Below are 26373 nucleotides of genomic sequence, written 5' to 3'. Positions count from 1 at the left end.
AGGATAATTATGAAAGGTACCGTTGTTTCATCCTGGGTAGAGTCCTGCAGGAAATTGTATGGTAATGAAGTAGTAAATAATGCGCTGAAGAATTATAATCTGTCAAATGAGCATATATTTACACCCTTTGAAGATGTTGAAGATAGGGTAGCAAGAGGAATTGTTGATCATATCGGAAATCAAATGGGCAAGACAACAAAAGAAATTTGGAATACCATGGGTGAAGAGAATATTAAGACCTTTAGCAAGCTTTATCCCGGATTCTTTCGACATGACTCTGCTTATCAGTTCTTAAAATCCATGAACGATGTTCATGTTATTGTTATGAAGCGGTTTCGCGGTGCCAAACCTCCTATTCTCGATGTAGTTCCAATCTCTTCTCACGAAATACTATTTACCTATCGCTCCAAAAGAGGAATGGTAGATTATCTAATCGGACTGACCTATGGCGCAATCAAGCATTTCAATGAAAAAGCAGATATTGGAATTATCTATCAGAAGGAAGAAGAAACCCAGTTAAAACTGACATTTGAAAAAGAAATACAATCTACAAAAAAATACCGTATAAACAAACTTTTATCCTTTGGATTTATAAAAAATACCTCTGTAAAAGAATCGATTGTAAATACATTGGCAGTAGCGGCTGCTTCCCTGATTCTGTCACAAAACATAACCAATACCGTAATCTTAGCTGCAGTGGCATTCTTGTTTTCTTTCTTTTCCAGCAGCCTTTTAAACCGGCCGAAGAAGATGATTATGAGGGAATTAAAGTATCTAAGTGAACGTAAATTTGTAGAATCCATTACCCTAAAGTCCGGTGATGAATATGAAGCTTATATGGATCAGATTAATGAAATTAAGAGAAATATCCAGAAGGACTTTATCGGATTTAACGCTATTGTAGATGAACTCTATACCTTTAATAAGTCGGTTTCTGAAATTGCAGGTACTATGAAGAATACTTCGGATGATATAACCACTGTCCTTGACCAGGTAGCAGAAGCAGCTATAACGCAGGCAGAAGATACTACAAAAGCGATTACCATATTAGATGGCAGTGTACAAAATGTCACCAATATCTCTAATGAGGGTCAGACAAATAAGAGCCAGATCGAAGAGGCGGTTACCGGTATTGAGGAAAGCTTTGTGAATGTACAGGCTACAGCGGCACAGATAACTAATGTGCTGTACAGCTTTAGTGAAATCAAAAAAGAAAGCACCGATTTAAAGAACAATGCGGATGCTATCACCCAAATCGTGCTAATGGTAGCTTCTATTGCTAAGCAGATTAATCTCCTTGCTTTGAATGCATCAATTGAAGCAGCAAGAGCAGGAGAAGCCGGTAAGGGATTTACTGTGGTAGCAGAAGAGGTAAGAAAGCTTTCCGAGGAGACAAATCAGGCAGTGAAGCAGATTAATGACAGTCTAACAAACTTTGCAGCCAGTATCGGTGTTGTGGTAGAAGGGATTGATACCGGTTATTCTGTCCTGGAAAATGAGAATACGAAACTGACAGAAGCCGTTATGAAGTCCAGCCAGATGAACCAGAATCTGAAAGTGGTTTCTGAATACCTGATTAAAAATTCCGCTGAGCTAAAATCCGAGGCAGATAATATCACAGTACTATTCGATGGCATTCAGAATCTTGCTGCTATTGCAGAAGAAAATTCCGCATCAACACAGGAAGCTAATTCCAACGTTACTGTATATGTAGAGCAGATAAAGAAGCTTACAGAACAGATTTCGGTATTTGACACTATGATAAAGAATTTCCAGGAAGATTTAAGTAACTATATCATCTAAGTAGTTAAAAGATTACAGTAACCTGTATAATGCAGAAAGAGCGAATGTGCTTTAGAACCAGCCTTTTTGCTTTGTACAGATTGCCGTTATACTCAGAATAAATCAGCTGAAAAAAGCCTTCCCGTCAAAGAGATTACTCTTAGGCAGGAAGGCTTTTGAAATTCATTAAGCTGCTGTTTTTAACGAATAAAATGTGTACCTGTTTTGCCGCGTACTGCGTCTAAAGCTTTATCAATATTGCCGACAATCGCTTCACGGTTTTCTCCGCTTTCTATGAACTTGACAGAGGCTTCGATTTTAGGAAGAATAGAACCGGCCTCAAATGAATTATTACGAATATATTCTTGAGCCTCAGAAACTGTCAGTGTATCGATAGGGCGTTCATTCGAACTTCCAAAACCTAAACATACTTTATCAACACCGGTCAGAAATAAAAGTAACTGGGCATCAACGGCTTCAGCCAGTAATTCGCTGGTAGCATCCTTTTCTATTACTGCACTTGCTCCTTTTAGTACCGTACCCTGCTCTAATACAGGAATACCCCCGCCGCCTGCTGCGATTACTACCTGACCTGCGGCTAGGAGAGCATTAACGGAATCAATCTCATAAATTTCAAGGGGCTTCGGAGAAGCTATAATTCTTCGGTAGCCTTTTTCTGTTTTTACTACATGATTGCCTTTTTTGCTTTCATTTTCCGCTTCTTCTTCGGACATATATCTTCCGATTACTTTTGAGGGGTTGGCAAAGGCTTCATCAAAGGGATCCACCTTTACTTGAGTTATGACAGTGACAACTGGTTTATAGAGACCTCTGTTTAATATTTCTGTACGAAGTATATTCTGAAGGTCATATCCCATGTAACCCTGGCTTAAAGAACTGCATACGGACATTGGAGCCACTGTGTAGTGGTTATCCATTCTTGAAAATTCTGTCATAGCCGTATGTAACATCCCAACCTGGGGGCCATTACTGTGTGTGATAACAATATCGTAATTTTCTTCAATTAAATCTGCAATTGCTTTTGCTGCCTTCTTAACTGCTTTCTGCTGTTCAGGAAATGTTTCACCAAAAGCATTTCTGCCAAGGGCAATAACTATTCTCTTCTTTGGCATAATAACTCCTTTCTTTGAGCTGATGCAAAATAAGATTTTGCAAATAAGATTCTGCAAAGTATGACTTGTCTTACTTTGTGCTAGTCCTCATTTTTCAGCTGCCTCCTACCTTACGAAATAGATATGTTTATTATATTATACCTGATAAAAAAAGAAAAGGTAAACAAACATAATAAATCTTATAATGAATGATAATAAATTTCAAGTAATGATTTCTTGCGTTTCCGTTGAAAATATGATAGTTTATTAAGGTAACGTGATGATACAACATCAAATTGCATTGCAAAATTTGTTCTTGACAACACAAGTATAATTGTATACAATAAGGCAGATTAATATAAATGGTCAGTAGTTGTGCAAGCTAGACGGCTGACAATCTTATACATAAAACAAGAAAAAGAATGAGGAGCGAAGCGATGGAAAACAGGAAAGTATTTATGAACCGTCACAATAACCTGCTTCAGCTGGAAGAGCATTTGTATACGCTGGTTGATGTAGAGCAGCCAAATGTTTTCAGAAATTTATTTCCCTATGATGAAGTCCCCAAGATAGCCTTCAATGACAGAATAGTGCCGCATAATTTTCCGGAAGAGATATGGATTACAGATACTACATTTCGTGACGGACAGCAATCGAGAGCTCCTTATTCTACTGAACAGATCGTAACAATATATGACCATCTTCACAAGTTAGGCGGACCCAAGGGTATTATCAGACAAAGCGAATTTTTCTTATACAGCAAGAAAGACCGGGATGCTGTATACAAGTGTATGGAAAAGGGGTATCAGTTTCCAGAGGTTACTTCCTGGATAAGAGCAAGTAAGAAGGATTTTCAGCTGGTAAAGGATATTGGAATGAAGGAAACCGGAATTTTGGTCAGCTGCTCCGATTATCATATCTTTTATAAGATGAAGATGACCAGAAGAGAAGCTATGAACCATTATCTGAATATTGTTCAGGAATGTCTTGAAACAGGAGTGGCACCAAGATGCCATCTGGAAGATATTACCCGCTCGGATATCCATGGCTTTGTTATTCCTTTTTGCATGGAGCTTATGAAATTAGGAGAGCGTTATAAGATACCGGTAAAGGTAAGAGCTTGTGATACCATGGGATATGGAGTTAATTTCTCAGGTGCGGTTATTCCAAGAAGCGTTCAGGGTATAATTTATGGCCTTGTAACCCATGCCGGCATTCCTCCGCAGCTATTGGAATGGCATGGACATAATGATTTCTATAAAGCAGTTACCAATTCCACTACGGCTTGGTTGTATGGTGCCTGCGGAGTAAACTGTTCTTTGTTTGGAATCGGTGAACGTACCGGTAACACACCTTTAGAGGCTATGGTATTTGAATATGGCCAGTTAAAAGGAACCCTTGACGGCATGGATACTACGGTAATCACTGAACTTGCAGATTATTTTGCCAAGGAAATCGGATATAAGATACCGCCCAGAACTCCTTTCGTAGGAAAGAACTTTAATGTTACAAGAGCAGGAATTCATGCCGATGGACTATTGAAAAATGAAGAGATTTATAATATATTTGATACTGAGAAATTCTTGAACAGGCCGGTGTTAGTAGCGGTATCCAATACCTCCGGTCTTGCAGGAATTGCTCATTGGATTAACAGCTATTTTAAGTTAAAGGGCAGCGAGGCTGTTGATAAAAATGACTCCCTGGTACTTAAAGTAAAGGATTGGGTGGATAAAGAATATGACGGCGGACGCGTTACTGTAATAACAGACGATGAGCTCATTGCAGTTATCAACGATGTGAGGGAAACAATATAATATTTGGTTATAAGTACCGAAGGTGATTAGCTGGAAAAAGGCAAGATAATTGTTAGCAGATGTAGTGAAGATGAAAAACGGAATCGAAACGAATACTAAAAGAGAAGATATGCATCGTTATGATATTCATCAGCATGCATACAGGAATATCAAGTAAATGATTTGATGTTCACGAAAGGAGTTAAGATGACAGGATACATAGAGGCAGCAAAAGAAAAATTCGGAAAACTTTTGGAAGAGCAGTTAGCACGTGTAGAGGCAATGAAAGGTCAGGCCGGTTTTGTTAATTATAAAGAACTAAAGGAGATCGTAATCGGAGTTTGCGGTGGGGACGGAATCGGACCAGCTATAACAGGCCAGGCACAGAGAGTATTGGAATTCCTTTTGGAAAAGGACGTTCAAGACGGAAAAGTCTCATTTAAGACCATAGAAGGGCTTACGATTGAACATAGAGCGGAAACCTTAAAAGCGATTCCGGAAGATGTATTAGCAGAGCTGAAAACCTGCAATGTTATATTAAAGGGACCCACTACTACCCCCAGAAAAGGTGACCCGTGGCCTAATGTGGAAAGTGCCAATGTTGCGATGAGAAAAGAACTGGATTTATTTGCTAATATGCGTCCTGTTCGTATACCGGAGCAGGGAATTGACTGGACCTTTTTCCGTGAGAATACAGAAGGTGCCTATGCTGTCGGCAGTAAAGGATTTCCTGTAACTGAGGATTTGGGGGTTGATTTTACTTTTGTAACCAGCCAGGGTACTGAAAGAATTATCCGTGCTGCCTTTGAATATGCAAAAGCAAACGGAAAGACAAGAGTGACAGCAGTAACCAAGGCGAATATCATTAAAACAACCGATGGTAAGTTCTTAGATATTTTTAAAGATATATCAAAGGAGTATCCTGAGATTGAGGCAGATGACTGGTATATAGATATTATGACAGCCAAACTGGTAGATGAGAAGAGAAGAAGAGATTTTCAGGTACTGGTACTTCCTAATCTTTACGGTGATATTCTTACCGACGAAGCTGCTGAGTTCCAGGGAGGTGTCGGAACAGCAGGAAGTGCCAATATCGGTAAACAGTATGCTATGTTTGAAGCCATTCACGGTTCAGCACCCAGAATGGTGGATGAAGGAAGAGAAATCTATGCAGACCCCTGCAGTGTTATTCGCGCAGGTGCAATGCTTTTATCACATATCGGCTATCAGGAAGAAGCAGATAAACTCTATAAAGCACTTGATATTTGTACTGTATCGGAAAGAAAGTTAGTTATTACAGGAAGAAATACCGGAGCTACCAGTGCTGAGTTTGCTGATTATCTGATGGAGACCATTAAAAAGCTTTAGGAGGAATTTTGTGGGCGAAAAAGATGTTCATAACGAAAACACGGATAAATATTCCCTTCGAGGCAGGGTATTTACTAAGATCAGAGAGGATATCCTGGCGGGCAGATATAAACAAAATGATGAGTTAAAAGAAGCCTCTATCGGACAGGAGCTGGGAGTCAGCAGAACACCGGTAAGAGAAGCCTTAAGACAGCTTGAATTGGAGGGGCTTGTCAATATCATACCCAATAAGGGAGCCTATGTGAATGAGATTTCAGAGAAGGACATCCATGACATCTATATTATCCGCTCCTATCTGGAAGGTCTGTGTGCCAAGTGGGCTTGTGAATACATAACCCAGGAGCAGATTGATGAACTGGAAGAGGTTGTTTATCTTTCAGAATTTCACGCTAAGAAAGAGCACCATGAACAGATAGTGGAGTTGGACAATAAATTCCATCAATTGATATATGAGGCATCCAACAGTAAAATATTAAACCATATCCTATCGGATTTTCACCATTATGTGCAGAGAATTCGAAAGATAACACTTGCATCTGATTTAAGAGCAGCAAATTCCAATAAGGAACATAATGCTATCTTAGATGCAATTCGCCAGAGAGACGGTGAGAAAGCAGAGATGCTGGCTCATGAACATATTATGAGTACAATTAGAAATATAAGTGAAAGAGGATTGTAGACTACAAAAGTCTGCCAAAAAAGTCTGCTGATGCAGGCTTTTTTTGTTGCCTGCACTGCTGTAGCATAAATCAAATAGTATAATATTGGCCTGTGCTAGAAATACAATCAATAAATTGCTACTCTTCATAGGAATATAAAAAGTGTAACAAAAATGACCAGACAGAAATAAAGCAAGTGCTAATTTCCTTTTGTTATAATAAGGTTGTAAAAAAAAACAGGAGGTATTATATGAGAAGAAAAGTATTGGGAATCTTATTAATTGCTGCAATGTTATTATCATTTGGAGGTTGCAGTTCTAATAAGAACGTATCAGCACCGGCAAACAATCAGGGGAGTACAACCGGAAAAACCGAGGATTCCGGTACAAAGGACACCTCAACCGATAAGAAGGATTTTAAAGTAGGTATTTCCATGCCGACGAAATCTCTGGAACGCTGGAATAGAGATGGTTCTTACCTGAAACAGCAGTTTGAGGCTCTAGGTTATAAAGCAGAGCTTACTTATTCTGATAACGACAGTGACCAACAAGTTAATGATATCCAGAACTTAATAGCAGACGGTGTAAATCTTCTGGTAGTAGCTGCTATAGACGGTGAATCTTTATCAACCGTTTTACAGGAAGCAAAAGACCAAAAGATACCCGTAATCTCTTATGATCGTTTAATAATGAATACAGATGCCATTTCCTATTATGTGTCTTTTGATAATTACACAGTTGGTAAATTACAGGGACAGTACATAATCGATACACTGGATTTGGCCAATGCAGGTGACAAAAAGTATAATATGGAAATCACTGCAGGTGACCCTGCGGATAATAATGCGAAATTCTTCTATAATGGCGCATTGGATGTTTTAAAACCTTTCATTGATAAAGGAACTATCGTAATTCCTTCCGGACAGAAAGAGTTTGAAAAAGTAGCAACTGCTTCCTGGGATACTGCAACTGCACTAGATCGTATGCAAAACATTTTAGCTTCTTATTATGCAAACGGAACACAGCTTGATATCGCTTTATGCTCCAATGATTCCACCGCACTTGGTGTAGCACAGGCTATTGAATCAGATTATGCCGGAAAAAATTGGCCTTTAATCACCGGACAGGACGGCGATGTTGCGAATTTGAAGAACTTACTGGATGGCAAGCAAGCTATGACAGTATATAAGGCAGTAGCGAATGAAGCGGTAGTAACCGTAGCACTGGCTCAGGAAATCCTTTCTGGTAATACTCCAAATGATTCCCTGTTATCTAAAATTAACGCTAAATGTACCTACGATACAAGCTCTTATAATAACGGATCAGGAACAATCCCTTCTTATTTATTGGTGCCTGATGTAGTAACAAAGGATAACTACAAAGAGAAGCTGGTAGATACAGGATATTACAAAGTAGGTGATGACGGTTATCTGGCGGCTGCACAATAAGAAATCTGCCACAGATAGTATATATATGGGTGGGAGCTGTTCTCACCCATATATTATGTAACAGAATTTGCCTTTGAAAGAAGGAGGTTTCAATTGACAGATTATATTCTTGAGATGAAAAATATTGTAAAAGAATTTCCTGGCGTGAGAGCCTTAAGCAACGTGGAATTACAGGTTGAACGGGGAGAAATACATGCGCTGGTAGGGGAAAACGGTGCCGGGAAATCCACTTTAATGAATATACTAAGCGGTATTTATCCTTATGGCTCCTATACGGGAGATATTATCTATAACAAGGAAGAATGCCGGTTTAATGCCCTAAAAGACAGTGAGGACAAGGGAATTGTTATAATCCATCAGGAGTTAGCACTGATACCTACACTAAGCATTGCTGAGAATATGTTCTTAGGAAATGAGAGAAAAGGCAGAGTCGGAATCAACTGGGATGAGACCTTTCAGCAAGCTGAAAGGCATATGAGAAGAGTAGGTTTAAAGGAATCACCGGAAACCCTTATTAAAGACATCGGAACCGGGAAGCAGCAGCTCATTGAAATAGCAAAAGCACTGTCCAAAGATGTTAAGCTATTAATTTTGGATGAGCCAACCTCTTCTTTAAATGAAGAAGATACAAAAATGCTGCTGGATTTATTACTGGAATTTAAGAAACAGGGAATGACCTCAATTATCATATCCCATAAGTTAAATGAGGTAGCTTATGCAGCGGATAATATTACAGTGCTGCGGGATGGTGCAACAATAGAAACAATCAGTAATGCAAGCCACAATATTGATGAAGGAAGAATTATCAAAGGGATGGTTGGCAGGGAACTAAAGGATCGTTTTCCGGCAAGAGAGCGTACTGTGAAAGCGGAAACTGCTCTGGAAGTAAGAAACTGGACGGTATACCATCCTGTATACGAAGAAAAGGTTATCTGCGATCACATTGATTTTAACATAAAAAAGGGAGAGATTATCGGTTTTGCAGGACTGCAGGGAGCCGGACGCACCGAACTTGCTATGAGTATTTTTGGCCGCAGCTATGGACAGAAAATAACCGGAACATTGCTGTTAGATAGAAAAGAAGCAGTTTTACATAATGTAAAAGCAGCTATCGAGGCCGGAATTGCCTACGTAACCGAAGACCGCAAGGGAAATGGATTAATTCTTGCACAGCCAATTCGTGTAAATACTACTCTGTCAAAGGCATCAAAGGTTAGTAAAAGAGGAGTATTTGATGAAGACAAGGAAAAAGCAGTTGCAGAGGATTATAAGGTGAAGCTTAGAATTAAGTGCAGCAGCATAGAACAGCAGGCCGGCAATCTGTCAGGCGGAAACCAACAGAAAGTACTTTTAGCTAAATGGATGTTTGCTGACCCGGAGGTACTGATACTGGATGAACCGACCAGAGGAATTGATGTAGGAGCGAAATACGAAATCTATGGTATTATGAATCAGCTTGTAAAGGACGGGAAAAGCGTTATCATGATTTCCTCTGAAATGCCTGAATTGTTAGGTATGTGTGACAGAATTTATGTAATGAATGAAGGCAGGATTGCAGGTGAATTTTCGGCTGCAGAGGCTACACAGGAACGTATTATGTCCTGTATATTGCAAAGTGACAAAAAGAACCAGGAGGTCGGAAAAGTATGAATGTAAGGCTGAAGCAATTCCTTGTTAAATATACAATGGTTATAGTCTTAGTAATCGTTTTTTTATTGTTTAATTTCATCACGGGAGGAAGAATGACATATGCGCAGAACCTTTCGAATCTTCTGCTTCAAAATGCTTATGTTGTAATCATAGCCTGTGGAATGCTCTTATGCATCCTTACCGGTGGTAATATAGATTTATCGGTTGGAGCAATTGTTTGTCTTGTAGGAGCTTTTGCTGCAAAAATACTGATGTCAACGGATTTGAATGCATATCTGGTAATCATCTTAGGTTTGGGACTTTCTCTGCTTATTGGTATATGGCAGGGCTACTGGGTAGGTTATTCCAGGATACCACCCTTTATAACCACCCTGGCTGGAATGTTCGTATTCAGGGGAATCGGTCGTGTAATACTAGACAGTAAAACAATATCAATCAAGAATCAGCAGTTTTTGGATACCTTTACGGCATACCTTAAAATACCCGGACTGGATGATGGTAAAATAAAGTATTCTGCTATTATATTTGGTATTGCTGCCGTAATAATTTATTTTATTATAACCATTACAAGCAACCGTAAAAGAAAGAGGAAGGGCTATAAAGTGGAAAAAACATTGACAGTCTACAGTAAGGCTGTAATTATTAGTACCTGTATTCTTGTCTACTGCTGGAAACTTGCCGGTTATAAAGGAATCTCCGTTATGCTTTTATGGGTATTGGTCGTTGTATTTATCTATACTTATATTACAAATAAAACCGTATTCGGACGTTATTTTTATGCTGTAGGCGGTAATGAAAAAGCTACGAAACTTTCCGGTATCAATACCAACAAAATCTTTTTTACCGCATATGCACAAGTTGCCTTTCTGGCAGGACTTAGCGGACTGCTGGTTGCTGCCCGTATCGGTTCGGTAAACGGAGACAGCGGTAATCAATACGAAATGGATGCCATTGGCTCCTGTTTCATAGGCGGAGCATCTGCATATGGAGGCTCAGGTACCATAGGAGGAGCTGTAATAGGTGCCATCTTAATGGGTATAATTAATCAAGGTATGTCAATCTATGGTTTAAACTCCAACTGGCAATATGTCGTTAAAGGAGGAGTATTGCTTGTAGCTGTAATTTTTGATATAAAATTCAACCATAAGAATATGTCCAAGGCATAAGAATTGGAAGGAGGGTTAAAATGAAACAGAGTAAAACTGGTAACAGGACAATACTTTATTATCTGGTAGCTATCTATATCGGATATATGGGGTATCTGGTACTAAAGAACAGACTTTCAGGAGATGAGACCCTGCCCTTTCCCATTGCAATAGCTGCAGCTTTTATCCTGATAATAGGTGCAGTGGGGATTATCTGCTATGCAGCAATTCAAAATAGAAAAAGTGAGAAACAGAAAAAAATAGAACAATGTCAGGAAGAGGATACACTGGATTAATAAAGCAAAACGATGCGATTTGAAACAAATTGCATCGTTTCTTTGTAAATATTTTAGTTTAATGATATAATATAAAGGTATATTCTTGTAAAAATTGCGGTATTATGTATACTGCAAGATATCTGTCAGCAGCATTATTAACAGGGATAAGTTGTTAGAATGAAAGGTAGCAGAAATTGAAAAGAAAATTATGTGCATTACTATTGGTTATGGTTTGCCTGCTGCCAGTTTTAATTTTTTTACAATACGGACAGCGGAAATTTGCAGGAGCCGAGAAAGCTGATTTAGCGCAGACAAAGGAATATGAAAAGCATTATGTACTGATTGCAAAGGACAGGACAACTTCCTTCTGGCAATCGGTTTATGATAACGCAAGGGAAGAAGCGGAAGCGAATAATATATATCTGGAGCAGGCTGGCAGTAATCTTTCACAGGATTATACCATGGAGGACTATTTAAGAATCAGCATAGCATCCAAAGTTGATGGCATTATAGTCTGTCCTGATGGCTCAGATAATGTAAAAGAATTGATAAATGAAGCTGTAAAGAATAATATACCGGTGGTTACTGTTTTAAATGATGATATTAATACAAAGAGAGCCAGTTTCGTTGGTATCAATTCCTATGAATTGGGACAGGTTTATGGGGAGCAAATTGTAAAGAAGGTAAGCAATGATACCAGGAAAATCTATATTCTGTTTCACTCCATGGCTTCTAATTCAATGAATGATGTTATTTTTAACCAGATTAAGAAAAAACTGAATGAGAATTTTAAAGGAAGAGACTTTTTAATTCAGCCTTATTATATAACAGATAATAAAGAATTTGATTCGGAAGAAGCAATACGTGATCTTTTTATCAGCCAGGAAGATATTCCGGACATTCTGGTGTGTATGGAAGAAGTTGATACGGAGTGTGCCTGTCAGGCCATCGTAGATTATAATAAGGTGGGCGAAGTAACAATTATAGGGTCCTATTCTTCTGACATCATATTGGAAGGGATCAGGAAAGATCTGGCGGCCGTAACGGTAGCTGTTGATACAAAACAGCTTGGAAAACAAAGTGTTCAGGCACTGCTTGAATATGATCAAATGGGCTATGTAAACAATTTCTATAATGCAGATATCCATATCATCGACAAAAACAATGTGAATTCCTATCATTAGGGGCTGAATAAAGGGCAGGGATTGTGAATGATAAGACATATAATCTATAAATTCAGGCATTCCATAAGTACAAAACTATTTTCTGTGTTTATTTTTCTGGCAGTTATCATTTTTCTGACCAATATCAGTGTAAATGCCTATATCAGTAAGTCTCTGCAAAAGCTTGATACGGTGTATTCCTCCAATATTATTTCCAATAAACTGTCTGATAAGCTAATTGAAGTACAGTCAAATGTATATGAGTATTTGAATACAAAAAGTTCGGCATCTCTGGTCAGTTATTATAAAAGTGAGCAGGAATACCGTGGACTAATGGAAAGTCTGAATGACCAGCTTATAGATAACGAAATGTTAATGCTGGAGAAGAATATCAGAAACATGTCTGATACCTATTTAACTCTGACAGATGAGACTGTGAAGGAAAAAAGAGGACGTAATGTAGAAAAATATAAGAAGTCCTACGAAGATGCCAAAAAACTAAATCAATATATCCATTCCTTTATCAGCAATTTAAATACAGAACAATTGAAACAGAATTCCCAGAATTATCAGAAACTGATGGTTTCCCTTAACTACACGGAGGTTTTAAGTCTTGCTATTTTGATTATCATTGTAGTAATCAGTTTATGCCTGCTTGTTCTGATTCTTAAAAATATTATTAAGCCTCTGGTTCAGCTTGCCCATAATGCGAACGAGGTGGCACAGGGGAATTTTAACTCCGACTTTATTATGCCAAAATCAGAGGATGAGGTGGGATTATTATATAGTACTTTTGATACTATGCTAAAAAGTATAAAGCATTATATAGAACAGATAACGGAAGATATGGAGAATGAACAGCGGTTTAAGGAACAGCAGCTTTTGATGGAAAATCATTTAAAGGATGCACAGCTAAAATACCTGCAGGCTCAGATAAATCCTCATTTTCTTTTTAATTCACTAAATGCCGGGGCACAGCTTGCCATCTTGGAAGAGGCGGATCAGACGGGATTATTTCTGGAGAAAATGGCGGATTTTTTTCGATACAATGTCCGGAAAATGGAACAGGATACTACCTTAAAAGAAGAAATAGAGATTGTGGATAATTATATCTATATTATAAATGTCAGGATGACCGGAGATATACATTTTCGTAAAGAAGTCCCGGAAGGATTGACAGATGTTATGGTTCCCAGCATGATTTTACAGCCGGTGGTAGAAAATGCAGTAAAGCACGGCATATCAGGAATGGACAGTGACGGAGAGATTGTTTTAACAGTAACAGAGGAAGAAAAAAACATTACAATTACTATAAAAGACAATGGAATTGGAATGTCCATGGATAAAATAGAGGAGGTTTTATCCGATGGTCCGGTTTCTTCCGAAGCCGGTGATTCAACCGGTATTGGACTTAACAATGTACGGAACAGGCTTATGCTTTATTATGGAAGCGAGAATCTTATGACCATACAAAGTGATGGTATTAACAGAGGGACAGAGGTAAAGATTATTATACCTGGAAGAGGAAATACCAGGCAGGGGGGAGTAAATTATGTATCGAATTCTAATCGCAGATGATGAAGGAATTATGCTCGTTTCTCTCAGAACGATGATACAAAAGAATATTGATGAAGAGTGTGAGGTCTATACCGCCAAGACAGGAAGAGCCGTACTTGATATGGCTGAAAGCATCCGACCTGATATTATCTTTATGGATATACAGATGCCTGTGATGAGTGGAATTGAAGCAATGCAGGCTATAAGGAAGATAAATAAAACCGTTTTATTTATTGTAATCACGGCATACAATAAGTTTGATTATGCAAAAGATGCAATTGAAATCGGTGTTTTTGACTTTTTGACCAAGCCGATTAATAAAGAGAATTTCCTGGGAGTGATAAAGCGTGCCATGTCACAGGTGGATGCTGAAAGAAAGAATCAGCTTGCAAACCTGCGTATAAGAGAAAAGCTGGATACAGTAGTTCCCATAATAGAAAGCGGCTTCATTAATTATCTGATGCTCCAGGGAGGAGGAAATGAAAGCACCTATTATAATTATAAAGAACTTCTGGAAATTGACCAGGATTATGCTTTTATTATCTTAATCCAGTTTGGGGAAACCATTGAAAATGGGGTGCTTACTAATCCGGTAGGGATGAGCATGCGTTCCCAGAATTTTTACCCGGTTATGCGGCATATCATTAAGGAACATTTCACGTGTCTGGTAGGGGCTGTAATGGCAAATAAAGTGATTGTTATGGTTCCGGGCAGCATAGATGGACCGGAATATGATGAAAGAATAGAAAATATCAGACAGGCCAGAAACATGCTGCATGCACTTGAGAAGCAGATAGATGCCAAGTTCCGGATAGGAATCGGACAAAAATGCAAACTTTTGCAGTTAAGCCAGTCCTATCAGGAAGCATATCGGACATTGCAGGAGGGCGAGGGAAGAGTCGTCCATGTGGGTGATATGCATTTAAAGGGTGAATATGAAGGAGAGTATCCTGAAAGTGATGAACAACTTATGTTAAAATTAGTCCTGCAGGGAGATATCCAGGGAGCGAAGGAACAGGCAGCGGTTTTTTTTGACTGGATGGTGGATAATTATCCGGATTATATGGACAGCATTCGCTTAAAGGTACTGGAACTGGTTATGCGCGCAGAGCGGGAAGCCTTTCTGAATGGCGGTATTAATTACGGCTTTTTGTATCGGAATGAATATCTAAGTGAAGTTCAAGAGAGCAGCTCTTATGAAGAACTAAGTAATTGGTGGATTCGAAAAATTACAGACATTTCCAAACATATGGCAGAGAGAAAGAAAAACCAGTTGGAAGATATCGTTACGAAAGCAATCAGTTATATAAGTGATAACTATAGAAAAGATATCTCCTTAGAAACAGTTTCCAGGGAAGTTAATATAAATCCTTATTATTTCAGTAAAAAATTTAAAGAAGAAACAGGTGTTAATTTTATTGATTACCTGACAGATATACGCATCGGAAAAGCAAAGGAATTATTGAAAGAGGATAAGCTAAGCATTAAGGAAGTGTGCTTGGCATCAGGTTACAGCGACCCAAACTATTTCAGCCGAATATTTAAGAAGGTAGAAAATGTCACACCAAGTGAGTTCAGGGAGAGGTGTAAATATGTGCAGGAAAATCAGGTATTACCTGTGGATTATCATGCTTTTGGCGATAACCGTGACAGGCTGCAGTAAAAAGCAATCCGATAACAAAATAAATTTCGAAAATGATAAGGTTCTGCAGATCGGTTTTAGTTTTGATTCCTTTGTAATCGAGCGTTGGATAAGGGACAGAGATGCTTTTGTTATGACCGCGAAAGAGTTAGGAGCAGAGGTTAATGTTCAGGTGGCTAATGGAGATGTAGATACTCAGATATCACAGATTCGTTATTTCATTAAAAAGAAGATGGATGTTATTGTAATCCTCGCAACAGATGCGGATGCTCTGAAGGACGTAGTAAAGGAAGCAAAAGATGCTGGTATAAAGATTGTATCTTATGACAGGCTGATTCGAAATGCAGATACAGACCTCTATATATCTTTTGATAATGGACAGGTAGGAACAGAAATGGCAAAAGCACTTGTGAACTCCATACCGGAAGGGGGAAATATATACATCATCAGCGGCCCGTCCAGCGATAATAACGTGGATATGATAGATAAAGGATTCCTTAATATTATTAAAAGCAGTAATTTAAAAGTCGTTTATAAACAATCCTGTGCCAATTGGAGTGCAGAATTAGCTGCAGGATATGTGGAGGAAGCATTGGAGCAATATCCGGATGTGAAAGGAATTATGTGCGGAAACGATGATCTGGCAAGTCAAATATTTCTGGTGCTATCCGAAAAACGTTTGGCAGGAAAAGTATGTATTGTAGGACAGGATGCTGATCTTGCGGCTTGCCAGCGTATTGTGGAGGGAACCCAGACCATGACGGTTTATAAATCAGTGGAAGATTTAGCAAAGGCAGCCGCTTATTTGACAGTAGAATTGGGGCGTGGGGAAGATATTAAAAATGCAGGGATGAAGGAAGAGTATCAGGCTAAGGATACCATTAATGATGGTACTTATGATGTTCCCTACTATAAACTTGACTGCATACCAGTTACAGCAAAAAATATTGATAAGGTAATAATTGACAGCGGGTTTCATACCAGAGAGGATGTCTATCTGAATATGAATAATTAAGCGCCATAAAACATTAACAAGAGCTTAATTGTTGATAAAAGATTACACTATGACGTCTAAATCTAAGAGGTAACCAAAAGTTGACAGGAAGGCGGAGCTATGAGATTTTTTCGAAAAAATACCGTTAGTATAAAGAAAGTTGAAAAGGAGGATACCTTTCAGTATTTTATTGATTATAACCATCATAAGGAACCGGATGTACTGTGGTCGGATATCCTAACTGCCTTCACAGAAGAGAAGAGATGCCTGCTGGTGATTGATACAGACCGTTTATATGACAGAAGTTCCCCTAATATGGAAAATAAGATAAATATGCTGACAAATAATCTAGTGCTAAGGCAAATACCCTGGCATCAGATTGTTACAAAAAAAGAATCGGATTTAACTATTCTGGGGTTAAAAATTCAAAACCAACCTAAACGAATCTGTTATCAGGTGGGAGTGGCAGTAATACCGGAGAAAATAAAAGAACTCTTAGAACTGGTAAGAGATTACACAGTATTTATCTTTGTTTATGAGGGTAATTTTAGTAATGAAATGCTTATTGAACAGTTTATAGGTGCAAAGGGAGAATTGGATGAACTATCAGCAGGTGCATTAATAACATTATACAATGATAGATTTCTTAATCGTTTGGTAATCTCCAGCCATCCGGATAAAGCCGGACTGATAGATGAGACGCTTGCTGGTTTGATTTAAAAGATGCCCAGAGGAAAAAACAGAGATAAGACTTATAAAATGATTTTAAGGGGCTGTTGCAAAATAGTTATAATAAACTCAAAAACAGGACTGGGTGTATAATAATACATTTCGCGTAGACTGGCCGAGCTCTTCTTGTGAAGCGTAGCGTTTTGAACGAGCGAGGGAAAAGCAGCCAAATGTATTATTATACACCCAGTCCTATCAAAAGAGTAAATTAGCTATTTTGTAACAGCCCCTTTTCGACTATTCAGCTAATAATTCCCAATCGCTCATGAGCTTTTCCAATGTTTCTTCCACTGACTTTTTCTCTTTGGTCAGTTTAACCAGTTCATTCGAATTTGTGTAGATTTCCTCTTTGGCTAAAAGTGAGTCGATTTCGCTGTTTCGTAATTCAAATTTTTGGATTTGATCTTCCAGCTTCTTTAAATCATTTTGTCGCTTACGTATTCTTGACTGCTCTTCCTTCTGCTGTATCCAGTCCTGTTTCGTTTTGACGTCATCAACTGGCATGGTATTTTGATTGCCAGGGGCGGCATTGTTTCGGCTTAGAGTGACAGCCTGGAGGGCATCATGTTTTTCCAGATAATAATCATAATTACCAATATAATTAATTAAGGTATTGCAAGTAAGATCCATTATCCTTGTAGCAGTTTTATTAATAAAATAACGGTCATGGGATACATAGAGTACAGTACCGGTATAGCTGTTGACGGCATTTTCCAGAATTTCTTTGGAGGTAATATCAAGGTGGTTGGTAGGCTCATCCAATATCAGGAGGTTCGCTTCGGAAAGCATCAGCTTGGCTAAGGATACACGTCCCTTTTCACCGCCGCTGATATCCTTAATACGTTTAAAGACATCATCCCCGGTAAAAAGAAAGGCAGCCAGTATGTTTCGTATGGAAGTGTTATCCATATCGGGATAAGCGTCACTTAATTCTTCAAAAAGAGTTTTTTCTGAATCCAGCACCTGATGTTCCTGGTCGTAATAACCGATTTTCACCTTAGAACCGAGGATTACTATACCGGAATCAGCAGGCAGCAGTTCATTTATTATCTTAAGAAGAGTAGTTTTGCCTGTACCGTTATTGCCGATGATAGCAACCCTTTCACCTCGTTTAATCTCAAAGTTAAGATTTGAAAATAATTTAAGGCTGCCAAAGGATTTAGATAAATCTTCAATTCTTAACACATCATTTCCGCTTATTACATGTGGTTCCAGAGTTATGTTCATCTGAGGCTCATAAGTAACCGGTTTATCCAGCCTTTCGACTTTGTCCAGCATCTTTTCACGGCTTTCAGCTCTGCGAATGGATTTTTCACGGTTAAAAGAACGAAGCTTCGCTATGACCTCTTCCTGATGCTTGATTTCTTTTTGCTGGTTTAAGTAATGCTTCAACATAGCGTCTCGAAGGAGAGACTTTTTTTCGGCATACGCAGTATAGTTTCCTTCATAGGATACTGCCTTTCCCTGTTCCAATTCAACAACCTTTGTTACTACTTTGTCAAGAAAATACCGGTCATGGGCAATTACTACCACGGAACCGGGGTAATTTAAAAGAAAAGTTTCAAGCCAAGCAATTGATTCCATATCAAGATGGTTGGTAGGTTCATCCAGAAGAATCAAATCCGGCTTACTTAGAAGCAATTTACCCAGGGCAACCCGGGTTTTCTGCCCACCGGAAAGAGTGGTTACAGGTTTTGAAAACTCCTCTTCTAAAAAGCCCAGACCTTTTAAGATCCCAACGACTTCACTTTTATAGGAATAACCGTTGTTTAATTCAAATTCATGGGTAAGTCTGGTATAGCTGGAAAGCATTTGCTCTAGCTCGCTTCCGGAGGCATTCTTCATGGATGTCTCCAACTGCCGTATAGAATTTTCTTTTTCAATAATATCTTTTTTGACTGTCAGAATTTCATCATATATGGAGTTTTCAGAAGAGAGTCCCTGATGTTGCGCCAGATAACCTACAGTACTGCCTTTTGCAAAGATTATCTCACCCTCATCAGGGCTGAGTTCTCCCATAATTATTTTGAAAAGTGTTGTTTTTCCTGCTCCATTTATACCTATAACAGCGGCTTTTTCCCTTTCATTTACATGGAAAGAAACACTGTTTAATATCTGATCAGTTCCAAAGCTTTTGGAAATACTTTTACATGCTAAAATCATTTTCAATGCCTTTCTCTTTGGATTTCTACTAAAATGATAATGGAACACCTGAAAAAAGTCAAGCAGATGACAGGGAATCAGTATTTGACAAATAAAAATCATTCACATATAATATCTTATTAGGATGAGGATACTATAAGCTTTTTAACATTTACTAAAAACATCGAAATTCTGCGAAAGCTTTTTACAGAAAAGTATTCTATTAACATAAGAAAAATAACGGGTTAGTACCATTTTTAATGGTTTTTAACGTTATTTGTTTAACATATAAATTTGAAGGAGGGTTATAAGTGCAAGGGAAAGAAATATCATTGGCTGTAATACAACGTTTGCCCAGATATTACCGCTATTTAGGTGAATTACTGGAAAATGACGTTGTACGTATATCATCCAAGGAATTAAGTGAGAGGATGAATGTAACCGCTTCACAGATAAGACAGGATTTAAATAACTTCGGCGGATTCGGACAACAAGGCTATGGCTATAACGTAGAGTATTTGTATTCGGAGATAGGAAAGATACTCGGGCTTGACAGAAAATACAATGTTATTATTATAGGTGCCGGTAATTTGGGACAGGCATTGGCGAATTATACAGATTTTGAAAGACGAGGTTTTAATATTAAGGGAATTTTTGATGTGAATCCAAGGCTGGAGGGAATCTCTATTAGAGGTGTTGAAATTCAGATGATGGATAACCTCGCAGAGTTCGTAGGAAAGAACAAGATTCATATAGCAGCACTTACTATACCCAAAATAAAAGCACCTCAGACGGCAAAAGAAATCGTTGCACTTGGAATTAAAGCAATCTGGAATTTCGCACCGGTAGATTTAAATCTTCCTTCTGATGTAATTGTAGAAAATGTACATTTGGCAGAAAGCTTAATGCGTATTTCTTATACGCTAAAGGATCTGGAAGATAGAAATGAGAATAGTGAAACCTTAAAGACAGAAGAAAACGCGGTTCGTAAGGATGGTAAAGTTTAAGCCATATAGGAACTGCTTTAGAGCTAATGGGGAATATACATGAGAAAAAAAGAAGAAATTGACTTCGCAAAGATTTTTAAGGGAAAAAAAGTACCGATTGTAGTATTGGATGAAAGATGGCATCAGCTGTTTCCGGACTATGATAAGCCTAATCAGGTTAAGGTATTGGAAAGTAATCTGAATGAAGTAATAAAGCAGCAGGGGAAGCTGACAAATGATTTAAAGGATTTGAAAAAGCTAAAGAATCAGTTAATGGGCGAGATTATCACCCATATGGATGTGAGCGACACAAAGGAAGGCAAGATTAAGGAAAAGAAGCTGGACCAGAATCAGAGGTTAATCCGAGAGATAGGTGACAAGATAAAAGAGGCGGAAAACCAGCTTATTGACCTTCCTTATCAGATAAAAGAAGCCAATGAACAGCTGATTATAGAGAGTACTGCTATCTGTTACAAAAGACTGAGTGATAATACCGAAAAAATTACTGAAATCAATCAGTGGATAAAATCCATCAGAGAGCAGCTAAAGATTAAAATTCTCGAAAAGCAGGATATGGAAATGAAAAATACTGACATATATAACTATATGCATGATATGTTAGGGCCTGAGCTGCTGCAGGAATTGGATGAGGATATTAAAAAAGGTTTAAACTAGAGGAATATTATAATATATGATAATTGGCATTGGTACAGATTTAATAGAAATAAAGAGGGTTATAAAAGCCTGTGAGAAAGAATCTTTTCAAAAAAAGATCTATACAAAACAAGAAATCGAACTGGCAAGCAGAGATAAGGTAAAGTTTGCCGGGAATTTTGCTGTGAAAGAAGCAATCTCAAAAATGTTCGGTACAGGTTTCTATGGTGTGAGACCTTCAGATATTGAAGTATTAAGAGACCAGCTTGGTAAACCATATGTCAATCTGTATAATGGTGCCAAAGAATTAGCAGAAAAAATGGCTATAAAGAAAATACATGTAACCATAACCAATACCAGCGAATATGCAAGCGCATTTGTTGTAGGAGAAGGCCAGGACTAATAGATAAAAGGCGCATTTGAAAGGACATGGTTATTTATATGAAATATTTAGTCAGTTCATGCGAGATGAAGGAAATTGATGAAAGAACAATAGAAGGTATGGGGATACCTGCTATTGTTCTAATGGAGCATGCAGCCATGAAAGTGGCAGAAACAGTGGAAGCATATCTTAAAGAGCAGAAATGCGCCAATCAACGTATTCTTGTTTGTTGCGGTACCGGCAATAATGGTGCGGATGGAATAGCAGCAGCGAGAATTCTATATGGTAAAGGTTATGAGGTTACTATAAGCATAGTTGGTGATATGAAGAGCGCTTCTTCATTATTCCTGCAGCAAAAAGAAATCGCAGAGAATTTTAGCGTACCAATTATTAGCAAACTGGATTTTGCAGAATATACTATTGATGAAAATACGATTCTGATAGATGCCATATTCGGAATTGGTTTAAGCAGAGAAGTTACCGGTATCTATAAGGACATCATAAATAAGATAAATACTTCGGTGAAAAGAAAGGTGTTTTCGGTAGATGTACCTTCCGGGCTTTCAAGTGATAATGGGTTCCCACAGGGAGCAGCCGTTAAAGCAGATGTTACAATATCTTTTGGATACTCTAAGATTGGTCTGGTAATGTATCCTGGCTGTGAATATGCCGGCAAGGTAGAAATTGCGGACATCGGTTTTGCACCTTTAGGAAAGATAGGGATGAGTCTTAAATATCATACCTTCGAAAGGGAAGATCTTATTTTACTCCCTCCGCGCAAAGCTTATTCGAACAAAGGAAGTTATAAGAAGGTATTAGTTGTGGCAGGTTCAGCCACAATGTCAGGTGCGGCATTTTTCTCAGCGAAAGCGGCTTATATGACAGGAGCAGGACTAGTAAAGGTTATAACAAGTGAGAACAATCGTATCAGTCTTCAGACTTCTCTTCCGGAAGCGTTGTTATACACCTATAAAGAGGAAGAGCTGACACGAAACGCCCTAGACCTCCTAGCGGAAGAAATAAAATGGGCAGATGTCTGTGTCATCGGACCGGGAATCGGAAGAAGTGAAATTTCAGAAAAAATCTTAACTTTGATATTAGAAAATATCGAAGTTCCTCTCATAATAGATGGGGATGCCATCTGGCTTTTGGGACAAAAATTGAATTCCCTAATAGACAGCTCAAGGGAAAAGGTGAAGGAAGAAGATTTTTCTCCCGGTGAACCAGTGAATCACAACATCCTTGCAGAGCTGTCTGTAAGTAAGTCTGCGGATAAATCAATACAAAAATTTGCAGATAACACTAATGAGAATAAGATAGAGGAACGGATTGCTTCTCTTAAGGGAATCTTACCTGCTAAGACAATTTTAACACCTCATTTAAAAGAATTAAGTTATCTCCTTGGGGTTCCGGTAGAAGTAATTCAAAAAGAACTGCTGCATATGGCTGATAATTGTATAAAGGAAAATAATCTTATATTTACGATTAAAGATGCCAGAACAGTAGTAGCATCAAAAGAACATCAATACATTAATATGTCAGGCAATAACGGTATGGCAACAGGTGGTTCAGGAGATGTGCTGACTGGAATAATAGCAGGTTTAATAGCAGGCGGATTAACAGAATTTCTGGCTGCGGCTTTGGGAGTATACCTTCATGGACTTGCAGGAGACTATGCCTGTCGGGAATTAGGGGAATATTCGCTGATGGCTTCCGATATTATAAAATATCTTCCGGAAGCCATGAGTTTGGAATAAAAATTGACTGTTACTATAAAATATATCGCTGTAGATAGATAAAAAGCGAGTGAAAGAAAAACACTTTCGCATAAGATTTTAAGGCGCTCTGAGCGGCGGAATAGAGGTAAATATGACAGCTGGAAATATTGATTTGACTTCCATCGAAGAATTTCATTCAAAATATTATAGAGCTTCTGCCAATATAGATTTGGATGCTATTTGCAATAACATTGATAATACAAGAAAAATATTAGGTTACGAAACGAAATTGATGGTAATTCTAAAAGCGGATGGGTACGGACACGGTGCAGTACCCATAGCGAAAGCACTTCTTGATATGGCAGTAGACTGTTTTGGGATTGCCATTCTGGAAGAAGGAATTGAACTTAGAAAAGCCGGAATTGACAAACCGATTCTGGTTCTCGGATATACTCCGAAAGGACAATATAAAAAACTCGTAGAATATAATATAACACAGACAATATTTCAATATAATACGGCAAAGGACCTTTCAGAGGAAGCCTTAAGTCAAGGGAAAACAGCGAAAGTTCATATTAAAGTTGATACTGGTATGAGCAGAATCGGATTCTTTGATGATGAGGAAAGTATAGAAGAAATAAAAAAGATATCTGAGCTTAAAGGTATTGAAATAGAGGGGATATTCTCACATTTTGCATGCGCAGATGAGGAAGATAAGACATCTGCTAACAGCCAGTTAATGAGATTTCTTGCATTTACAAAAAAACTTGAAGAAGAAGGAATCCAAATACCGATTAAGCATATTGCAAACAGTGCTGCTATAATTGATATACCGGAAGCCAGACTGGATATGGTAAGAAGCGGTATTGCCACTTATGGGCTTTATCCTTCAGAGGAAGTTAAAAAAGACGTTTTAGCTCTAAAACCCGCTATGGAAATTAAATCCCATGTAAGCTATGTAAAAGAAGTGGAGTCCGGAGTTGGAGTTAGCTATGGAAGTACCTATGTGACAAAAGGAAAAACCAAAATAGCAACGATACCAGTAGGATATGGGGATGGATATCCAAGACAGCTCTCCTCTAAGGGAAGGGTGTTAATTCATGGTATGTCAGCACCTATTATCGGAAGAGTGTGTATGGACCAGTTTATGGTAGATGTAACTAACATTCCTGATGTCTGTCAGGGAGATACTGTGACCTTAATTGGAAGAGATAAAGAAGAGTTTATATCAGTAGAAGAAGTGGCAAATATGTCATATTCTTTTAATTATGAATTTATTTGTAATGTTGGCAAGCGAATACCGCGTATATATTATCGTAACAATAAAGTTTGGAACATAGGTATTTAATCAATTTCATTCAAACTCAGAAATAATCACAATTAGAGAATATTTTATGGAATACATAGGTCAGAATTGGGAAATAATAAGACTAAAGCCATAAAATGGAGTGTGAGAAAAGTGATTATAAAACGTGGAGATATTTTTTATGCGGATTTAAGACCAGTGATAGGCTCTGAACAAGGAGGAGTACGACCGGTTCTTATCATACAAAATGACACAGGAAACAAGCATAGTCCCACAGTAATATGTGCTGCGATAACCTCGAAAATGAATAAGGCAAAGCTCCCGACTCATGTGGAGATAGATGCAGATAAATATGGAATTATTAAAGACTCTGTCATTTTGCTGGAACAGGTAAGAACGATTGACAAATCTAGGTTAAAAGAAAAGGTGTGTCATCTAGATCAAGACGTGTTGAAAAAAATAAACCGGGCATTGATAATAAGTTTTGCTTTGGATACATACATCAAACCTGAATAAAAAACAAATAAGAGAAAAAAAGAAAAGTAAATAACCGCTCTGTATTATAAGGAATCAACCAATAGATATCCTAATATAATATGGAGCGGTTATTTTTGGTATCAAAGCTCATCAAGAATTTTCTTACGTTTTTCTTCGAATTCATCAAAAGTTATTAGATTCTTATCATAGAGGTTTTGTAATTCTTCCAGCCGGTCCTTAGCAGAAGGTGCAGCGGGTGTGGAATAGGTATATTTGGGTACCTCAGCAGTAAAGTTATTTGATTTATCCACATCATCAATAATGAATTCGTGAGAAGCCACACCTTTGTCAGTAAAAAAATTGATAGCATTCATAGCGGTAATAACGATTGCTATCAATGTCCATAATAATCCGAAAGCACCGAAGGTAGGTACCACTACAATAAAACCAATGAAACAAAAAATAATTCCTATGATAAAACCAAAAAGAGATTGACCTTTGCTTGGTTTTACACGAATACGCCTATTCATAAAATACGCCTCCTAAAAGTTGTATACCCATACAAAAATTACTAAGTATTTACATCAATTATACAATAGGAATATTTAAAAGGCCAGTTAAAATTAAGTTAGAAAATGCTAATCAACAATTAAGTTGATTATACAGTTCACGAAATGTATAATTAAGGAAGATATCGAAAGCATGAAAAGACTAGAACAGGCAAATGAGTTCTTAAATTAGTAATTATCACGATTTAATAACAGTGACATTATAAGAAGAGATTAAGGGGGGAAATGTATATGGCAACATTAGGAGTATTTTCATTAATCTATTTATTAATAGTTCTTGGTATTCTTGGACTTGTGATTTATGCCTTGATTCTTGCAATAATGGCTTTAAGAATCTATATAAGTAAAAATCAGAATTATAGGCAATAAATGATAAAGCTGGTATCTGCAGATATGGCAGGAGAAAAAAGCAATAACCCAATGGCTCCCGACCGGTATTTTCAGGAGCTTTTTTCTATGTTCTTTTACAGAATGAAGAAAACTAAAGTAATTAATGTGGAGACTTTTAAAATGGGTAAAAATCATAAAAGAATTAGTATGTTTTCAATAATAGCAGTTGCGATTACCACGTTTAATCTTGGTTATAGTTATTTAATCTCTAACAGATTAATTAGTGGTGTGGCTTTTTTAATATGCTTTGTTATGTTAATCATAGATATTTTTGCCTACTTTTGGAAAAACAATTCCGCAAAGTGATATTGGTTAATTTAGAAAATTAAACTATTCTATTAAAGAAAACCAATCAATGTGTAAGTGTATCAAAACAAGTCATTATTCCAGAACCTGATAGTACATCATTTACCTATAATTCATTTAAAAT

At 37.8% G+C, this 26373-nt stretch carries 24 protein-coding genes; 21 read left to right on the top strand and 3 right to left on the bottom strand.

All coding sequences use genetic code 11. From position 1 onward, the window contains the following. Window positions 1-9 precede the first annotated feature (9 nt). Window positions 10-1803 (top strand): methyl-accepting chemotaxis protein, encoded by a 1794-nt coding sequence (locus bsdcttw_RS17085; RefSeq protein ID WP_185256040.1) that lies wholly within the window; start codon window positions 10-12, stop codon window positions 1801-1803. Between the two features lie 179 nt (window positions 1804-1982). Here the strand turns inward: bsdcttw_RS17085 and arcC are convergent, their stop codons facing one another. Beyond that, on the bottom strand, window positions 1983-2915 hold the full coding sequence (gene arcC, locus bsdcttw_RS17080) for a carbamate kinase (RefSeq protein WP_185256039.1): 933 nt from the start codon (window positions 2913-2915) through the stop codon (window positions 1983-1985). 416 nt (window positions 2916-3331) lie between these two features. Here arcC and bsdcttw_RS17075 point away from each other — a divergent pair, with 416 nt between their 5' ends. The 12 genes from bsdcttw_RS17075 (at window position 3332) to bsdcttw_RS17020 (ending at window position 17310) form a co-directional block, all read left to right on the top strand. Beyond that, window positions 3332-4708, top strand: a complete 1377-nt coding sequence (locus tag bsdcttw_RS17075; RefSeq protein ID WP_185256038.1) for a beta/alpha barrel domain-containing protein — start codon at window positions 3332-3334, stop codon at window positions 4706-4708. Between the two features lie 186 nt (window positions 4709-4894). Next, window positions 4895-6055: an isocitrate/isopropylmalate family dehydrogenase gene (locus bsdcttw_RS17070; protein WP_185256037.1), complete on the top strand. Its 1161-nt coding sequence runs from the start codon at window positions 4895-4897 to the stop codon at window positions 6053-6055. Between the two features lie 10 nt (window positions 6056-6065). Then, window positions 6066-6734 (top strand): GntR family transcriptional regulator, encoded by a 669-nt coding sequence (locus bsdcttw_RS17065; protein WP_185256036.1) that lies wholly within the window; start codon window positions 6066-6068, stop codon window positions 6732-6734. Between the two features lie 230 nt (window positions 6735-6964). Next, window positions 6965-8161, top strand: a complete 1197-nt coding sequence (locus bsdcttw_RS17060; RefSeq protein ID WP_185256035.1) for a substrate-binding domain-containing protein — start codon at window positions 6965-6967, stop codon at window positions 8159-8161. Window positions 8162-8254: 93 nt separating this feature from the next. Then, window positions 8255-9811 (top strand): multiple monosaccharide ABC transporter ATP-binding protein, encoded by a 1557-nt coding sequence (gene mmsA, locus bsdcttw_RS17055; protein WP_185256034.1) that lies wholly within the window; start codon window positions 8255-8257, stop codon window positions 9809-9811. Further along, entirely contained in the window at window positions 9808-10977 is a 1170-nt protein-coding gene (locus bsdcttw_RS17050) for a sugar ABC transporter permease (protein ID WP_185256033.1), read from the top strand. Before mmsA ends, bsdcttw_RS17050 begins: the two co-directional genes overlap by 4 nt. A 20-nt stretch (window positions 10978-10997) precedes the next feature. Next, entirely contained in the window at window positions 10998-11252 is a 255-nt protein-coding gene (locus bsdcttw_RS17045; protein WP_185256032.1) for a hypothetical protein, read from the top strand. 176 nt (window positions 11253-11428) lie between these two features. Then, complete coding sequence (locus bsdcttw_RS17040; RefSeq protein ID WP_185256031.1) at window positions 11429-12418, top strand: sugar ABC transporter substrate-binding protein; 990 nt, start codon at window positions 11429-11431, stop codon at window positions 12416-12418. Window positions 12419-12445: 27 nt separating this feature from the next. Then, window positions 12446-13975, top strand: coding sequence for a sensor histidine kinase (locus bsdcttw_RS17035; RefSeq protein ID WP_185256030.1), 1530 nt, complete (start codon window positions 12446-12448; stop codon window positions 13973-13975). After that, window positions 13950-15617 (top strand): response regulator, encoded by a 1668-nt coding sequence (locus bsdcttw_RS17030; protein ID WP_185256029.1) that lies wholly within the window; start codon window positions 13950-13952, stop codon window positions 15615-15617. Before bsdcttw_RS17035 ends, bsdcttw_RS17030 begins: the two co-directional genes overlap by 26 nt. Further along, complete coding sequence (locus bsdcttw_RS17025) at window positions 15547-16611, top strand: sugar ABC transporter substrate-binding protein (protein WP_185256028.1); 1065 nt, start codon at window positions 15547-15549, stop codon at window positions 16609-16611. Before bsdcttw_RS17030 ends, bsdcttw_RS17025 begins: the two co-directional genes overlap by 71 nt. A gap of 99 nt (window positions 16612-16710) precedes the next feature. After that, complete coding sequence (locus bsdcttw_RS17020; RefSeq protein WP_185256027.1) at window positions 16711-17310, top strand: hypothetical protein; 600 nt, start codon at window positions 16711-16713, stop codon at window positions 17308-17310. A gap of 246 nt (window positions 17311-17556) precedes the next feature. Here bsdcttw_RS17020 and bsdcttw_RS17015 read toward each other — a convergent pair whose 3' ends face one another. Further along, entirely contained in the window at window positions 17557-19482 is a 1926-nt protein-coding gene (locus tag bsdcttw_RS17015; RefSeq protein ID WP_185256026.1) for an ABC-F family ATP-binding cassette domain-containing protein, read from the bottom strand. A 290-nt stretch (window positions 19483-19772) separates the two neighbouring features. Here bsdcttw_RS17015 and bsdcttw_RS17010 point away from each other — a divergent pair, with 290 nt between their 5' ends. The 6 genes from bsdcttw_RS17010 to bsdcttw_RS16985 all read left to right on the top strand — a co-directional run bounded on the left by bsdcttw_RS17010 (window position 19773) and on the right by bsdcttw_RS16985 (window position 25023). Further along, a complete protein-coding gene (locus tag bsdcttw_RS17010) occupies window positions 19773-20468 on the top strand; it encodes a redox-sensing transcriptional repressor Rex (protein ID WP_185256025.1) in 696 nt (231 codons plus the stop codon). Between the two features lie 39 nt (window positions 20469-20507). Then, window positions 20508-21122: a hypothetical protein gene (locus bsdcttw_RS17005; protein ID WP_185256024.1), complete on the top strand. Its 615-nt coding sequence runs from the start codon at window positions 20508-20510 to the stop codon at window positions 21120-21122. A gap of 16 nt (window positions 21123-21138) precedes the next feature. Then, window positions 21139-21504 carry a holo-ACP synthase gene (acpS, locus tag bsdcttw_RS17000; protein ID WP_185256023.1) on the top strand — a complete coding sequence of 122 codons (366 nt, stop codon included), beginning with the start codon at window positions 21139-21141 and terminating at the stop codon, window positions 21502-21504. Between the two features lie 38 nt (window positions 21505-21542). Beyond that, window positions 21543-23240, top strand: a complete 1698-nt coding sequence (locus bsdcttw_RS16995; RefSeq protein ID WP_185256022.1) for an NAD(P)H-hydrate epimerase — start codon at window positions 21543-21545, stop codon at window positions 23238-23240. Window positions 23241-23352: 112 nt separating this feature from the next. Then, window positions 23353-24549, top strand: a complete 1197-nt coding sequence (gene alr, locus bsdcttw_RS16990) for an alanine racemase (RefSeq protein WP_185256021.1) — start codon at window positions 23353-23355, stop codon at window positions 24547-24549. A gap of 111 nt (window positions 24550-24660) precedes the next feature. Continuing rightward, window positions 24661-25023, top strand: a complete 363-nt coding sequence (locus tag bsdcttw_RS16985; protein WP_185259851.1) for a type II toxin-antitoxin system PemK/MazF family toxin — start codon at window positions 24661-24663, stop codon at window positions 25021-25023. Between the two features lie 101 nt (window positions 25024-25124). On the opposite strand, the gene bsdcttw_RS16980 is transcribed toward bsdcttw_RS16985, so the two are convergent. Further along, window positions 25125-25514 (bottom strand): SHOCT domain-containing protein, encoded by a 390-nt coding sequence (locus bsdcttw_RS16980; RefSeq protein WP_185256020.1) that lies wholly within the window; start codon window positions 25512-25514, stop codon window positions 25125-25127. A 270-nt stretch (window positions 25515-25784) separates the two neighbouring features. On the opposite strand from bsdcttw_RS16980, the gene bsdcttw_RS16975 reads away from it, so the two are divergent. Both bsdcttw_RS16975 and bsdcttw_RS16970 read left to right on the top strand, forming a co-directional pair. After that, window positions 25785-25922, top strand: a complete 138-nt coding sequence (locus bsdcttw_RS16975) for a hypothetical protein (RefSeq protein ID WP_185256019.1) — start codon at window positions 25785-25787, stop codon at window positions 25920-25922. 24 nt (window positions 25923-25946) lie between these two features. Then, window positions 25947-26249: a hypothetical protein gene (locus tag bsdcttw_RS16970; protein ID WP_207726425.1), complete on the top strand. Its 303-nt coding sequence runs from the start codon at window positions 25947-25949 to the stop codon at window positions 26247-26249. The last annotated feature ends 124 nt before the right edge of the window (window positions 26250-26373 follow it).

This window comes from Anaerocolumna chitinilytica (assembly GCF_014218355.1).
In the GTDB taxonomy this organism is placed as follows: Bacteria; Bacillota; Clostridia; order Lachnospirales; family Lachnospiraceae; genus Anaerocolumna; species Anaerocolumna chitinilytica.
Note: the sequence above shows the minus strand (reverse complement) of the source record. Positions and strands in the feature narration are given on the sequence as shown.